Below are 13,645 nucleotides of genomic sequence, written 5' to 3' on the forward strand. Positions count from 1 at the left end.
AGCGCTTAGGGTGGGCCGAATGGTCAACGCAGACATCGAGATCGAGACGCTCGCCGAGTTCGACCGGGTCGTGGCCCGGGGCTCGCTGAGCGGCTACCGGATCCAGTCGGTCAACCTGCTGGAGCGGACCTTCGCGCTGCTGTCCGCCGACACCTCGGCGGCCGTGTTCCTGGGCTGCGCGATGGAGCCCGACGCCTCGGTGAAGGTCCGCGCGGACGGTGCGCTGGTCTTCCCGCCGGTCCCCGACCTGCCGTTCAACCCGTACCGCGGTCTGCTCTACACGCCCGAGGAGCTGTTCGCGGGGCTGTCGGGCGGCTACGAGGCCACTCCGGACGCGCAGGCCTACGCCTGGTTCCAGGAGACCAAGGCCGACGGCGACATCTTCTCCTCGATGCTCCGCTCCATCCACGACGACGCCATCTCCGACGCCCTCGACGAGCACCTCGCCGGCGCCCGGGTGGTGGGCGTGATGGGTGGCCACGCCATGGCCCGCGGCGGTACGGAGTACCTCGGCGCGGCGCGGCTGGGGCGGGTGCTGGCCCGGTCCGGGCTCACGGTGGCCACCGGCGGCGGCCCCGGCGCGATGGAGGCCGCCAACCTCGGCGCCTACCTGGCCCCGGCCCCGGACGCGGCCCTTCCGGAGGCCTTGGAGCTGCTGGCCAAGGCCCCGTCCTTCGCGCCGTCGGTGTCCGACTGGGCTCGGGCGGCCTTCGCCGTACGGGAGCGCTGGCCCGACGGCGGCGATTCGGTGGGCATCCCGACCTGGTTCTACGGGCACGAGCCGCCGAACGCCTTCGCGGGGCACATCGGCAAGTACTTCGCGAACGCCACCCGGGAGGACGGGTTGCTGGCCCGGTCCACCGCGGGCGTGGTGTTCCTGCCGGGCGCGGCGGGCACCGTGCAGGAGATCTTCGACAGCGCGACGCCGAACTACTACGAGTCGCGGGGCGAGCCCGCGCCGATGGTCCTGGTCGACCGGGCCCATTGGACCGAGCACCTCCCCACGTGGCCGCTGCTCCAGGCTCTGGCGCGCGGCCGGGCGATGGAGTCCCGGATCGCCCTGGTGGACTCCGTGGACGAGGTCCCGGACGCCCTCGCCGCAATGGCCTGACGTCCGGAGGCAACTTCCCGGCCCGTTCACACGTCTGGCAGAGGTACGCAAAACCTGCCAGACGTGAACGGAGCCCTCGGTGCTCATAGGCCTGCTGACCGCTGTCGCGGCGTCCCTCTGCTACGGCACGGGATCCGTGCTGCAAGCCGTCGGATCGCGGCGCGCCGCCCGGAAGTCCCCGCCCTCGGCCGGGGTGACGGCACATGGCGGACCGAACCTGTCGTCCACCGCCAAAGCCGCCATGACCTGGGAGTTCATCGTCGGCACCATCCTGGACTTCGTGGGCTTCGGCCTCGGCGCGCTGGCGGCCCGGCTCCTTCCGCTGTTCCTGTCCCAGACGGTGATCAGCGCCAACCTGGTGATCACGGCCGTGCTGAGCGTGAAGATGCTGGGCATCCGGCTGAGCCGCAAGGAGTGGACCTCGATCGGGGTCGTCTGCACCGCGCTGGTGCTGCTGGCGACGGCGGCGGGCCACGAGGGCGGCCACCACGCGCCGATGTCCACGCACTGGTGGCTACTGGGGATCACGCTGCTGCTGATGGTGGGCGGCACGGTCGCCGTACGCCTCCTCGGCGGCGGGGCGGCGATCCTGGCGGGTCTGCTGTCCGGCCTGGGCTTCGGCGCGCTGGGCGTCGGCGTGCGGATCCTGGACGGCGTCGACCCCTTCGACCTCGGCACCCTGCTCTCCGACCCGGCCCTCTACGCCATCCTGCTGGCGGGCATCGGCGGCATGTACCTGCACACGGTCGCCCTCCAGATCGGCTCGGTGAACGGGGCGACGGCGGCCCTGGTCGTCGGCGAGACGGTCCTGCCGGGCGCGATCGGCGTCCTGTGGCTCGGCGACGCCTCCCGCCCGGGCCTGGCCTGGCTGGCGGTCCTCGGCTTCGTCCTGGCCGTCACGGGCGCGGTGGCGGTCGCCTGGTACGGCAAGCACGAGGGAGCGCAGGAGGAAGCACCGGAGCCGGTCCCGGTCTCCTGACCCGGCCTCCCCGCCCCGCGCGTCCCGATCCGGTCGGCGCGCCGGTTCACTCCCCCGGGTCCGCGGGGTGGCGGGGGCGCGGCGGCTGCCCCCTGCTGGAGGCATGGACTCCTCCACCACGACGCGGATGCGGACGCCCCGGGCCGCGGGGATGGCCGGGGTCGTCTTCGCGGTCCTGCTGACCGCGGCCATTGTGCTCATGCGGATCGCCATCCCCTCGGGGAGCCCGGCCGACGCCCCCGTCGACGAGGGGGACCGCTGGGCGGTCCGCACGGCGCTGGAGATCGTCCCGTTCGCCGGGATCTTCTTCCTGTGGTTCATGGGGGCGCTGCGCGCGCACGCGGGCGAGAGGGAGGACCGGTTCGTCGCGACGGTCTTCCTGGGCAGCGGGTTCGTCTTCACCGCCACCCTGTTCGTCGCCGCCGCGGCGGCCGGGACGGTACTGGGGGAGGCCACACCGCCTTCCGGTTTCGGCCGTCCCTTCGCGTACACCGTCCTCACGACCTACGCGATGCGGATGGCCGCCGTGTTCGTCTTCACGACCTCCACCATCGGGCGCCGCCTCGGGGTCTTCCCGCGCCCGCTCTCCGCCTTCGGCTTCGCCTGCGGGCTGGCGCTCCTGGTCGTCGCCCCCGGCGTGCCCTGGTCCGAGCTGGTCTTCCCGTTCTGGGTGCTGGCCGTGAGCCTCCACGTGCTGCGGACGAGCCTGAACCGGCCCGCCTGAGCCCCGCCGCTGCCGGGCCCGCGTCCCGACGGGCGCCGGTTGGCCGTCGCGCGCATGCTGGAAGAAGGAGAGTCAGGGGCGGGGCTCGGGGGTCTCGGGGCCGGTCGGTAGCGGGGGTGACCAGGTCACGGAAGGGCTGACGCCTCATGAGACTTGTCGTGGACCTCAACCGCTGTCAGGGCTATGCCCAGTGCGCGTTCCTCGCCCCGGACGTGTTCGCCATGCACGGCGACGAGTCGCTGCTGTACAACCCGCAGCCCGATGAGGAGCACCGCGAGAACGTCGTCCGCGCCGTCCACGCCTGCCCCGTGAGGGCCATCCTGATGGACGCGATGAACGGTTCCCTGTCGACCGCGGAGGCGAGTGGTGAGCGGTGACTCAGCCCTGGAGCGGCTCAAGCGCGAAGGCCGCATCGTGGTCGTGGGCGCTTCCCTCGCCGGCCTGCGGGCCGCCGAGACCATGCGCGAGAAGGGGTTCGCCGGATCTCTCACGATGATCGGCGACGAGCCCTACGAGCCGTACGACCGCCCTCCGCTGTCCAAGCAGGTCCTGCTGGGCAAGGCGACCGCGGACCGTACGGCCCTCCCCCGCCGCCGTGACATCGACGCCAAGTGGCGGCTCGGCGTACCCGCCACCGGTCTGGACATGGCGGGCAGACGGGTCAAGCTCGCCGACGGGGACGAGGTGGAGTACGACCGCTTGCTGATCGCCACCGGGGTACGGGCCCGGCCGTGGCCGAACGAGGAGGAGGCGGCCCTCGAAGGCGTCTTCACCCTGCGTACCCGGGACGACGGCACCGCCCTGGAGCGGCGGCTCGCGGCCGGACCGCGCCGGGTGCTGGTCATCGGCGCCGGGTTCACCGGCTCCGAGATCGCCTCCGCCTGCCGGGAGCGGGATCTCGCGGTCACCGTCGCCGAGCGGGGCGCCGCGCCCCTGGTCGGGGCCCTGGGCGGGGTGGTCGGCGAGGTCGCGGCCGAGATGCACCGCGAGAACGGGGTGGATCTGCGGACCGGGATCATGGTCACCGGGCTGGAGGGCGACTCCTCGGGCCAGGTGCGCGCCGCCCACATCTCGGACGGCACCGTCCTGGAGACCGACGTCGTGATCGTGGGGCTCGGCGCCCAGCGCAACACCGAGTGGCTGGCCGGATCCGGACTGGGCGCGGGCCCGCGGGGCATCGCCTGCGACGCGGGCTGCCGGGCCTTCAACATCTGGGGCATCGTCACCGACGACATCTATGTGGCGGGTGACGTGGCACGCTCCCCGCACGCGCTGTTCGGGTACCAGTTCCTCTCCCTGGAGCACTGGGGCAACGCCGTCGCCCAGGCCGAGACGGCGGCGCACAACATGCTCAGCGAAGGCGTGGACCGCCGCCCCCACGTGTGGGTGCCGGCCTTCTGGTCCTCCCAGTTCGGGGTGAACATCAAGTCGGTCGGGGTGCCCTCGATGGGGACCGAGATCCTCATCGCGCAGGGGTCGCGCGCCGAGCGCAGGTTCGTCGGCGTCTACGGCTACCAGGGGCGCGTCATCGGCGCCGTCACCTTCGACCAGTGCCGCTGGCTGGACTTCTACGAGCGGCAGATCGAGCAGACCGCTCCGTTCCCGCCGCCCTACGCGACGGTGGACCGCAGGAGCGAGGGGAACAAGCCGCTGGACCCGGACTTCCCCGACCCGTCGGTGCCGACGCACGGCCCGACCATCACCCTGAGCGGTTACTCGCCGGCCGACCGGCGGATGACCTTCACGCCGGCGCACAACTGAGCACGAGGACCTCTCATGACTGAAGGCATCCTGCGGCAGATCCTCGACTACTCCAGCCGGGCCAACCCGTATCCCCTGTACGAGGAGCTCCGCAAGACCGGGCCGGTGTTCCACGACGGGGACGGACCGTACGTCGTCAGCACCTATCACGAGATCAAGAGCCTGCTGCACGATCCGCGGATCAGCTCCGACTCCCGCAACCTGGCATCGACCGCCGGCGACCTGCTGAACGAGGGGGACGAGGAGGAAGGCCAGACGGCCCTGCCCCCGTCCTTCCTGAAGCTGGACCCGCCCGACCACGACCGGCTGCGCCGGATGACGAACCGCCCCTTCGGGCCGCCGCACTCCCCGCACCGCGTCCACGACATGCGCGGCGAGCTGGGCGGCATCGTCACCGGTCTGATCGACGCGATCGCCGAGCGGGGCGACCCGGGGCGGATCGACCTGGTCGAGGAGTTCTCGTACCCCTTCCCGGTCACGGTGATCTGCCGGCTGCTGGGCGTGCCGAGCGAGGACGAGGCCCGCTTCCACGTCTGGGCCGACACGCTCGCCGCGAGCCTGGACCCCGATCCGGACGCCGATCCCACCGAACGCGTCAAGAAGACGCAGGGCGCCCGCATGGAACTCGGCATGTACCTGGCCGGGCTGATCGAGGAGCGGCACAAGAACCCCACCGGGGACATGCTCTCGGAGCTGTCGACCGGGCAGGGGCCGGACGGCGCCATGAGCACGATGGAAGTGCTCAGCACCGCGGCGCTGCTGCTGATCGCCGGGCACGAGACCACCGTCAACCTGATCACCAACGGCATGCTCACCCTGCTGCGCCATCCGGAGGTCCTGGACCGGCTGCGCGCCGATCCGGCGCTGTCCGTCCCGATCGTGGAGGAGCTGCTGCGCTACGAGCCCCCGGTGCAGCTGCTGCCGCAGCGCACTCCCCTGGCCGACATCGAGATGGAGGGCGTGACCATCCCCAAGGGCTCCTCGCTCTGGCTGATCCTGGCCTCCGGCAACCGCGACCCCCGGCGGTTCAAGGACCCGGACCGCTTCGACCCGGACCGCCCGGACGTCCAGCACCTGGGCCTCGGCAGCGGCATCCACAGCTGCTTCGGCGCGCCGCTGGCCCGGCTGGAGGCCGCGCTGGCCCTGAGCGAGCTGGCCCGCAGGCTGGAGAACCCCCGGCTGCTGGAGGACCCGCCGCCCTACCGCCAGAACGCGGTCCTGCGCGGCCCGCGCCACCTGCCGATCGGCTGCGACAAGATCCTCCCCGCCTAGGGGGTGTCCCGGCGGGTGTCCGCCTTCAGGACGACGACCTCGGCCGGGCTGAAGGTGACCGCGACCCGGTCGCCCACCGCCGGCGCCCCGGCCAGCCCGCATTCGGCTTCCAGCTGCGGCCCCGCCTCCGGCCGCAGCCGGAGGGAGACGTGCGTGCCGCGGAAGGTCCGCGCGACCACCTCGCAGGGCAGGCCGGCCGCCGCGAGCACCACCCCGGAGGGGCGGACCAGCAGCTGGTGCGGCCCCTCGGGGGAGCCCTCCGGGACCGGGATCCGGCCCCACGCGGTCGCCGCGGCACGGCCGGACACCGTCGCCGGGACCACGTTCTCGAAGCCGAGGAACCGCGCCACGAACTCCGAGGCCGGGCGCTGCCACACCTCCAGCGGCGTCCCCGTCTGCGCGATCCGCCCGTCCCGCATCACCACCACCCGGTCGGCCAGCGCGAAGGCCTCCCCCTGGTCGTGCGTGACGGCGAGCACCGTCGTGCCCAGCCGGGAGAACAGCCCCTGGAGCTCCACCACCAGCCGCTCCCGCAGCCCGCGGTCCAGCTGTCCCAGCGGTTCGTCCAGCATCAGCAGCCGCGGCGACGGGGCCAGCGCCCGGGCCAGCGCCACCCGCTGCTGCTCGCCGCCCGACAGGGAGGCCACCGCCCGGCGCTGGGCTCCGGGGAGCCCGACCAGCTCCAGCAGCTCCGCGACCTGGGCCTCGTACGAGGTGCGCGCAAGGCCCCGCATGCGCAGCCCGAAGGCGACGTTCCCGCCGACGTCGCGGTGCGGGAAGAGCTGGTGGTCCTGGAACATGAGGCCCACGCCCCGCCGGTGCACGGGCACGCCGGCCTGGTCCGCCCCGCCCAGCACCACCCGTCCCCCGGACACCGGCTGGAGCCCCGCGACGACCCGCAGCAGCGTGGACTTGCCGCTTCCGCTCGGCCCCAGCACGCACACGATCTCGTGCTCGGCGACCGCGAGGTCCACGCGATCCAGGGCGTACCCAACGGCTCGTTCACCGAAGCGGACCGACACCCCTTCCAGTTGAAGCAGTGTCATCAGAATTCTCCGGAGGTCTTGTCGGGTCGCAGTCGCTCCAGCACCAGCAGGGACACCGCGCACACCAGCATCAGGATCGTGCTCAGGGCCATCGCCTGCCCGTAGTTCAGCTCACCGGCCCGCCCCAGCAGCCGCGCCACGGCCACCGGCAGCGTCGGCCGGTCCGGCCGCGCGATGAACACGGTCGCGCCGAACTCCCCCAGCGAGACCGCGAAGGCGAACCCGGCCGCGATCAGCAGCGCCCGCCGCACCAGCGGCAGGTCCACCTCCCGCCAGGCCCGCAGCGGGGAGGCGCCGAGCACGGCGGCGGCCTCCCGAAGCCGCGCGTCCACGGCACGCAGCACCGGCAGCATGGTCCGTACGACGAAAGGCACGCCCACCAGTGCCTGGGCGAGCGGCACCAGGATCCACGAAGTCCGCAGGTCCAGCGGCGGCTTGTCCAGGGTGATCAGGAAGCCGAAGCCCACGGTCACCGCGGAGACGCCCAGCGGGAGCATCAGCAGCGCGTCGAAGCCCCGTACGAAGCGGCCTCCGCGCCGGGTCAGCGCCGCGGCCGCGAGCCCGCCGATGACCAGGGCGATGGCGGTGGCGGTGGCGGCGTACCCCAGGGAGTTCCAGATCGCCTCCAGCGGCGGCACCAGGAACGTTCCGCCACCGGCGCCCGCGTCCTGCAACGCCCGGTAGAAGCCGAGGCCGTACCCGCCGGGCGCGTCGAAGGACCGCTCCACCAGGACGCCCAGCGGCGCCACGACGAGCAGGGCCACCGTCAGGAGCACGCCCGCGAGCAGCAGCCACTGCCCGGTCCCGCGCGGCCGGTGCGCGGTCCGCCCAGGGTCCACCAGCCGCAGCGCGGTCTCCCGCTTGCGCACGGTCCAGGCGTGCACGCCGAGGATCAGCATCACCGCGGCGAACTGCACCATCGTCAGCACGGCGGCCGTGGGCAGGTCCAGGAGCTGCGCGGTCTGCCGGTAGACCTCCACCTCCAGGGTGGCGTACGAGGGTCCGCCGAGGATCTGCACGACGCCGAAGGAGCTGAAGGTGAACAGGAACACCATCAGCGAGGCGGCTGCCACCGCCGGGCCCAGCGCGGGCAGCGTCACCCGCCGCCAGGCGGCGAACCGGCCCGCGCCCAGTACCCGGGCGGCTTCCTCCTGGCGCGGGTCCAGCTGCGCCCAGAGCCCGCCGACGGTCCGTACGACGACGGCGTAGTTGAAGAAGACGTGCGCGAGCAGGATCGCCCACACGGTGGTGTCGAGCCGGACGCCCCACAGTTCGTCCAGCAGCCCGCCCCGGCCGACCAGCGCGAGGAAGGCGCTGCCGACCACCACGGTCGGCAGCACGAAGGGAACGGTCACCAGGGCCCGCAGCAGTTGTTTGCCGGGGAACTCGAAGCGCGCGAACACGTACGCGCCGGGGAGTGCGATCAGCAGCGTGAGCGCGGTGGAGGCGAGCGCCTGCCAGGTGGTGAACCACAGCACGTCGGCGATGTCGGGCCGGGTGATCACCTCGCCGATCCGGCCGAACTGCCAGCCGGCGTCGGTCTTGAGTCCCCGCCCGACGATCGCCGTGACGGGGTAGGCGAAGAACAGCCCGAAGAAGGCCAGGGGCACGGCCATCAGGGCGAGCCGCACGGCCGTCGCCCGGACGCCCTCGCGGGGGCCGGGGTCCGGCGCGGCGCCCCCCGACGCCGCGCCCGACTCCTGCGTACCGCCTACTTCACGACGAGCGAGGTCCATGCCTTGACCCACTGCTCACGGTTCTTGGCGATGGTCTCCGGAGCCACGTTCTCGGGCTTCTCGACCACCACGCCGTGCTTCGTGAACAGCTCCGGCAGGGCAGCGTCCTTCGTCACGGGGTTCACGAACATCTGGAGCGGCATGTCCTCCTGGAACTTCTTGCCGATCAGGAAGTCGATCAGGGCCTTGCCGCCCTCCTCGTTCTTCGCGCCCTTCAGCAGACCGGCGAACTCGATCTGGCGGAAGCAGGTGCCGGTGGCGACGCCCGTCGGGGCCTCGGCCGGCTGCGGGTCGGCGTAGAGCACCTCGACCGGCGGGCTGGAGGCGTAGGAGACGACCAGCGGGCGGTCGCCCTTGGCCTTCTTGCCGCCCGCGGAGCCGGAGAAGCGCTCGTTGTAGGCCTGCTCCCAGCCGTCGACGACCTCGACGCCGTTGGCCTTGAGCTTGCTCCAGTAGTCCTTCCAGCCGTCCTCGCCGTACTTGCCGACGGAGGCGAGCAGGAAGCCGAGGCCGGGCGAGGAGGTCGCGGCGTTCTCGGTGACCAGCAGGTTCTTGTACTCCGGCTTGACCAGGTCGTCCAGCGTCTGCGGCGGGGCGATCTTCTTGTCGGCGAAGTACGCCTTGTCGTAGTTGACGCAGATGTCGCCGGAGTCGATCGGGGTGACCCGGTGCTCCTTGTCGAGCACGTACTCGGGCTTCACCCCGGCCAGGCCCTTGGCCTCGTACGGCGTGAAGATTCCGTTGTCGAGGGCGCGCGAGAGGAGGGTGTTGTCCACACCGAAGAAGACGTCGCCGCGCGGGGAGCCCTTGGTGAGGATCTCCTGGTTCAGGGCGGCGCCCGCGTCCCCGGACTTCAGCACCTTGACGGTGTAGCCGCTCTGCTGCTCGAACTCCTTGAGGACCGCCTCGGTCACGTTGAAGGAGTCGTGGGAGACGAGGGTGACGGTCTTGGACTTCGGGGCTTCGCTCGCGCCCGCGGTCTTGTCCTTGCCGCCGTCGCCGCACGCGGCCAGTGTGGTGACGCCGAGGGCGGCGGCCAGCGCCGCCCCCACGATCTTCTTGGTGCTCACGTAAACATTCCTCCTGGGGTGACCAGGAGAAGACGCGGCCCTGCCCCGGGCGCTCTGTCGAGCGGGGCGCCCGGGGCAGGGCGCAACAGCTTGAGGTGATGACCGAACTTCCTACCCAGAATGACCTGGGCAAGGTTCAGAGGGTCTGCGGCCTGACGGTTACCGCACTCTCAGCGCTGTGGCGCTCCCCTGTCGGAATATGCAGATGTACGCGGGCCAGCCTACCGCTCGCTCGCCGCCAGCTGGCCGCAGGCGCCGTCGATCTCCTGGCCGCGGGTGTCCCGTACGGTCACGGGCACGCCGTGCCGGGCGATGGCCTCCACGAAGGCGCGTTCGTCCTCGGGCCGCGAGGCGGTCCACTTGGAGCCCGGCGTCGGGTTCAGCGGGATCAGGTTGACGTGGACGCGCTTGCCCTTGAGCAGCCTGCCCAGGAGGTCGCCGCGCCAGGCCTGGTCGTTGATGTCGCGGATCAGCGCGTACTCGATCGAGATCCGGCGGCCGGACTTCTCGGCGTACTCCCACGCCGCGTCGAGGACCTCGCGGACCTTCCAGCGGGTGTTCACGGGGACCAGGGTGTCGCGCAGCTCGTCGTCGGGCGCGTGCAGCGAGACGGCGAGGCGGCACTTGAAGCCCTCGTCGGCGAAGCGCAGCATGGCCGGGACCAGGCCGACGGTGGAGACCGTGATGCCGCGCTGCGACAGGCCCAGGCCGTCGGGCTCCGGGTCGGTGAGGCGGCGGATGGCGCCGACCACGCGGTTGTAGTTGGCCAGCGGCTCGCCCATGCCCATGAAGACGATGTTCGACAGGCGGGCCGGGCCGCCGGGGACCTCGCCGTCGCGCAGGGCGCGCATGCCGTCGACGATCTGGTGCACGATCTCGGCGGTGGACAGGTTGCGGTCCAGGCCTGCCTGGCCGGTGGCGCAGAACGGACAGTTCATGCCGCAGCCGGCCTGCGAGGAGATGCACATGGTGACCCGGTCGGGGTAGCGCATCAGCACGGACTCGACGAGCGTGCCGTCGTGCAGCTTCCACAGGGTCTTGCGGGTGGTGTCGTCATCGCAGCTGATGTGCCGGACGACGTTCATCAGCTCCGGCAGCAGCTCCTGCTGGAGCTTCTCGCGGGAGCCCGCCGGGATGTCGGTCCACTCGGCCGGGTCGTGCGCGTACCGGGCGAAGTAGTGCTGGGAGAGCTGCTTGGCCCGGAACGGCTTCTCACCGATCGCGGCGACCGCCTCGCGGCGCTCGGCCGGGGTCATGTCGGCGAGGTGCCGGGGCGGCTTCTTGGCCCCGCGAGGGGCGACGAAGGTGAGCTCTCCCGGAACGGGGCGGGCCATGGCAGGTACTCCTTGTAAGACGAAAGGCGCGCCGCAGAAGCAGCGCGCCTTTCAAGAGTAACCGCCCGGCGTGTTGCGACCCCTTTTCGCAGGTCAGCCGGTGCCGACGAAGGCCGCCAGCAGCAGCCAGACCACCGGGGCCGTCGGCAGCAGGGAGTCCAGGCGGTCCATGATGCCGCCGTGGCCGGGGAGCAGGGTGCCCATGTCCTTGATGCCCAGGTCACGCTTGATCATCGACTCGCCGAGGTCGCCCAGGGTGGCGCTGACCGCGACCGCCAGCCCCAGCAGCAAGCCCTGCCACCAGGAGCCGTCGTCGATCAGGAACTCCATGCACAGCGCGCCGGCCGCCATGGCGAAGGCCACCGCGCCGAAGAGCCCCTCGCGGGTCTTGCCGGGGCTGATGCGGGGCGCGAGCTTGGTCTTGCCGAAGCGCCAGCCGACCGCGTAGGCCCCGGTGTCGCTGACCACGGTCAGCAGCAGGAAGGTGACCACGCGCTGGGGCCCGTCGTCGGCGGTGAGCAGCATCGCGACGAAAGTGGCCAGGAACGGCACGTAGAAGGCCGCGAAGACGCCCGCCGTGACGTCCTTGAGGTAGTCCTCGGGCGGTTCGGTCATCCGCCAGACCAGGACCGCCAGCGCGGTCAGGGCCATGGCGACCCAGGCACCCTCGGCTCCCCGGACGTACCCGGCGATGACCATGGCCGCGCCACCGACCGCGAGCGGTACCAGCGGGGCCTTGATGCCCTTCTTCTCCTGGAGCCGGGAGGTGAGCTCCCACAGGCCCACGACGACCGCGACGACGATGACGCCGACGAAGACCGCCTTGACGATGAACAGCGAAGCGAAGATCACCGCGCCGAGGCCGACGCCGACCCCTATGGCGGCACGCAGGTCCCGCCCGGCGCGCTTCTTCTGCGGCGGGGGCGAGGCGTCCTGCGGTACCTGCGAGGGCGGGGGCGGGGGGCTGGGCATGGGCTCCTGCGGCGGCGTCTCGTCGCGGAAGAGGGGGCCGCTGTCCGGTGCGGCCCCCCGATCGCGTGCTTCCCGGTCGTCGAAGTCACGGCCGGCGGCATCGGGCACGATGGGCATGGGCCGAGTGTGCGGGCCCACCTGCGCATCGTATGCGGGACCCGCCGGAACCGGCTCCGGCTGCCAGGAAGAGTCGTTCATCAGACTTCGAGGAGCTCGGCTTCCTTGTGCTTGAGGAGCTCGTCCACCTGCGCGACGTACTTCGCGGTGGTGTCGTCGAGCTCCTTCTCCGCGCGGCGCACCTCGTCCTCGCCGGCTTCCTTGTCCTTGACGAGCTTGTCGAGGGCGTCCTTCGCCTTGCGGCGCACGGAGCGGATCGAGACCTTGGAGTCCTCGGCCTTGTTCTTGGCGACCTTGATGTACTCCTTGCGGCGGTCCTGCGTCAGCTCGGGGAAGGTCACCCGGATGATGTTGCCGTCGTTGCTCGGGTTGACACCGAGGTCGGAGTCGCGGATGGCCTGCTCGATGTTGCGCAGCGCGCTCTTGTCGAACGGGGTCACGATCGCCATGCGCGGCTCGGGCACCGAGAAGGAGGCGAGCTGGTTGATGGGCGTGATGGCGCCGTAGTAGTCCGCCACGATCTTGTTGAACATCGCCGGGTGCGCACGGCCGGTGCGAATCGCGGCGAAGTCCTCCTTGGCGACGACGACGGCCTTCTCCATCTTCTCCTCGGCCTCGAGGAGGATTTCTTCGATCACCACGTGCTCCTGCATGTCTTGATTGGATGGTTCAGGCGGGCGGGACGGGCGGGCCCGGCAGGGCCCGGCCCGGCGGCGGACAGCTCAGGCCCGGGTTCCCTGGTCGCTGACAAGCGTGCCGATCTTCTCACCCTTGACGGCGCGCGCGATATTGCCCTCGGCGAGCAGTTCGAAGACGAGGATCGGCAGCTTGTTGTCGCGGCACAGCGTGATCGCCGTCGCGTCGGCGACCTTGAGGTCCCGGGAGAGGACCTCGCCGTACTCCAGTGCGTCGAACTTCACCGCGTCGGGGTTCTTCTTGGGGTCGGAGTCGTAGACCCCGTCGACACCGTTCTTGCCCATGAGCAGGGCCTCGGCGTCGATCTCCAGGGCGCGCTGGGCGGCCGTGGTGTCGGTGGAGAAGTACGGCATGCCCATGCCGGCGCCGAAGATGACGACGCGGCCCTTCTCCAGGTGGCGCACTGCGCGCAGCGGGATGTACGGCTCCGCGACCTGGCCCATGGTGATGGCGGTCTGCACGCGGGAGTCGATGCCCTCCTTCTCCAGGAAGTCCTGGAGGGCGAGGCAGTTCATGACCGTGCCGAGCATGCCCATGTAGTCGGAGCGGGCCCGGTCCATGCCGCGCTGCTGGAGTTCGGCGCCGCGGAAGAAGTTTCCGCCGCCGATCACGACGGCGATCTCCGCGCCGTCACGGACCACGGCGGCGATCTCGCGCGCGATGGCGTGCACGACGTCGGGGTCGACGCCCAGTCCTCTGCCACCCGAGAAGGCCTCGCCCGACAGCTTCAGCATGAAGCGGCGGCCCTTCTTGTCCTGGTCGCTCTTGTCGTCGGAAGCGGTGTGGGGGTCCACGCCCTGATTCATGGAGATCTCCTCGTGCACATA

General features: G+C 71.5%; 13 protein-coding genes and 1 riboswitch. Of the genes, 6 read left to right on the forward strand and 7 right to left on the reverse strand.

Annotated elements, in window-relative coordinates; translation table 11 throughout:
* The first annotated feature begins 19 nt into the window (after nucleotides 1-19).
* The 6 genes from ACGFYU_RS27070 to ACGFYU_RS27095 all read left to right on the forward strand — a co-directional run bounded on the left by ACGFYU_RS27070 (nucleotide 20) and on the right by ACGFYU_RS27095 (nucleotide 5,847).
* Complete coding sequence (locus tag ACGFYU_RS27070) at nucleotides 20-1,111, forward strand: LOG family protein (RefSeq protein ID WP_393829920.1); 1,092 nt, start codon at nucleotides 20-22, stop codon at nucleotides 1,109-1,111.
* A 79-nt stretch (nucleotides 1,112-1,190) separates the two neighbouring features.
* Nucleotides 1,191-2,090: a hypothetical protein gene (locus ACGFYU_RS27075; protein ID WP_393829921.1), complete on the forward strand. Its 900-nt coding sequence runs from the start codon at nucleotides 1,191-1,193 to the stop codon at nucleotides 2,088-2,090.
* Between the two features lie 103 nt (nucleotides 2,091-2,193).
* Complete coding sequence (locus ACGFYU_RS27080) at nucleotides 2,194-2,814, forward strand: hypothetical protein (protein WP_393829922.1); 621 nt, start codon at nucleotides 2,194-2,196, stop codon at nucleotides 2,812-2,814.
* A gap of 146 nt (nucleotides 2,815-2,960) precedes the next feature.
* Nucleotides 2,961-3,191, forward strand: coding sequence for a ferredoxin (locus ACGFYU_RS27085; RefSeq protein WP_393829923.1), 231 nt, complete (start codon nucleotides 2,961-2,963; stop codon nucleotides 3,189-3,191).
* The gene (locus ACGFYU_RS27090; protein WP_393829924.1) at nucleotides 3,181-4,575 is read left to right on the forward strand and encodes an NAD(P)/FAD-dependent oxidoreductase; all 1,395 of its coding nucleotides are present in this window, start codon (nucleotides 3,181-3,183) and stop codon (nucleotides 4,573-4,575) included. Before ACGFYU_RS27085 ends, ACGFYU_RS27090 begins: the two co-directional genes overlap by 11 nt.
* Nucleotides 4,576-4,590: 15 nt before the next feature.
* Nucleotides 4,591-5,847 carry a cytochrome P450 gene (locus tag ACGFYU_RS27095; RefSeq protein WP_393829925.1) on the forward strand — a complete coding sequence of 419 codons (1,257 nt, stop codon included), beginning with the start codon at nucleotides 4,591-4,593 and terminating at the stop codon, nucleotides 5,845-5,847.
* Here ACGFYU_RS27095 and ACGFYU_RS27100 read toward each other — a convergent pair.
* From ACGFYU_RS27100 to pyrH, 7 genes are all read right to left on the reverse strand, one after another.
* Nucleotides 5,844-6,893, reverse strand: coding sequence for an ABC transporter ATP-binding protein (locus tag ACGFYU_RS27100; protein ID WP_393829926.1), 1,050 nt, complete (start codon nucleotides 6,891-6,893; stop codon nucleotides 5,844-5,846). The genes ACGFYU_RS27095 and ACGFYU_RS27100 overlap by 4 nt on opposite strands.
* Nucleotides 6,893-8,509: an ABC transporter permease gene (locus ACGFYU_RS27105; RefSeq protein WP_393829985.1), complete on the reverse strand. Its 1,617-nt coding sequence runs from the start codon at nucleotides 8,507-8,509 to the stop codon at nucleotides 6,893-6,895. Before ACGFYU_RS27105 ends, ACGFYU_RS27100 begins: the two co-directional genes overlap by 1 nt.
* Before the next feature lie 95 nt (nucleotides 8,510-8,604).
* On the reverse strand, nucleotides 8,605-9,699 hold the full coding sequence (locus ACGFYU_RS27110) for a thiamine ABC transporter substrate binding subunit (protein WP_393829927.1): 1,095 nt from the start codon (nucleotides 9,697-9,699) through the stop codon (nucleotides 8,605-8,607).
* A 90-nt stretch (nucleotides 9,700-9,789) separates the two neighbouring features.
* Nucleotides 9,790-9,900, reverse strand: a riboswitch (TPP riboswitch).
* 20 nt (nucleotides 9,901-9,920) lie between these two features.
* Nucleotides 9,921-11,033 carry a 23S rRNA (adenine(2503)-C(2))-methyltransferase RlmN gene (rlmN, locus tag ACGFYU_RS27115; RefSeq protein ID WP_393829928.1) on the reverse strand — a complete coding sequence of 371 codons (1,113 nt, stop codon included), beginning with the start codon at nucleotides 11,031-11,033 and terminating at the stop codon, nucleotides 9,921-9,923.
* Between the two features lie 93 nt (nucleotides 11,034-11,126).
* On the reverse strand, nucleotides 11,127-12,203 hold the full coding sequence (locus ACGFYU_RS27120; RefSeq protein ID WP_393829929.1) for a phosphatidate cytidylyltransferase: 1,077 nt from the start codon (nucleotides 12,201-12,203) through the stop codon (nucleotides 11,127-11,129).
* Complete coding sequence (gene frr / locus ACGFYU_RS27125; RefSeq protein WP_393829986.1) at nucleotides 12,203-12,760, reverse strand: ribosome recycling factor; 558 nt, start codon at nucleotides 12,758-12,760, stop codon at nucleotides 12,203-12,205. The genes ACGFYU_RS27120 and frr overlap by 1 nt, the downstream gene beginning before the upstream one ends.
* 84 nt (nucleotides 12,761-12,844) lie before the next feature.
* The gene (gene pyrH / locus ACGFYU_RS27130; protein WP_073913371.1) at nucleotides 12,845-13,624 is read right to left on the reverse strand and encodes a UMP kinase; all 780 of its coding nucleotides are present in this window, start codon (nucleotides 13,622-13,624) and stop codon (nucleotides 12,845-12,847) included.
* Nucleotides 13,625-13,645 lie beyond the last annotated feature (21 nt).

This window comes from Streptomyces sp. NPDC048337 (assembly GCF_043201175.1).
GTDB lineage: Bacteria > Actinomycetota > Actinomycetes > Streptomycetales > Streptomycetaceae > Streptomyces.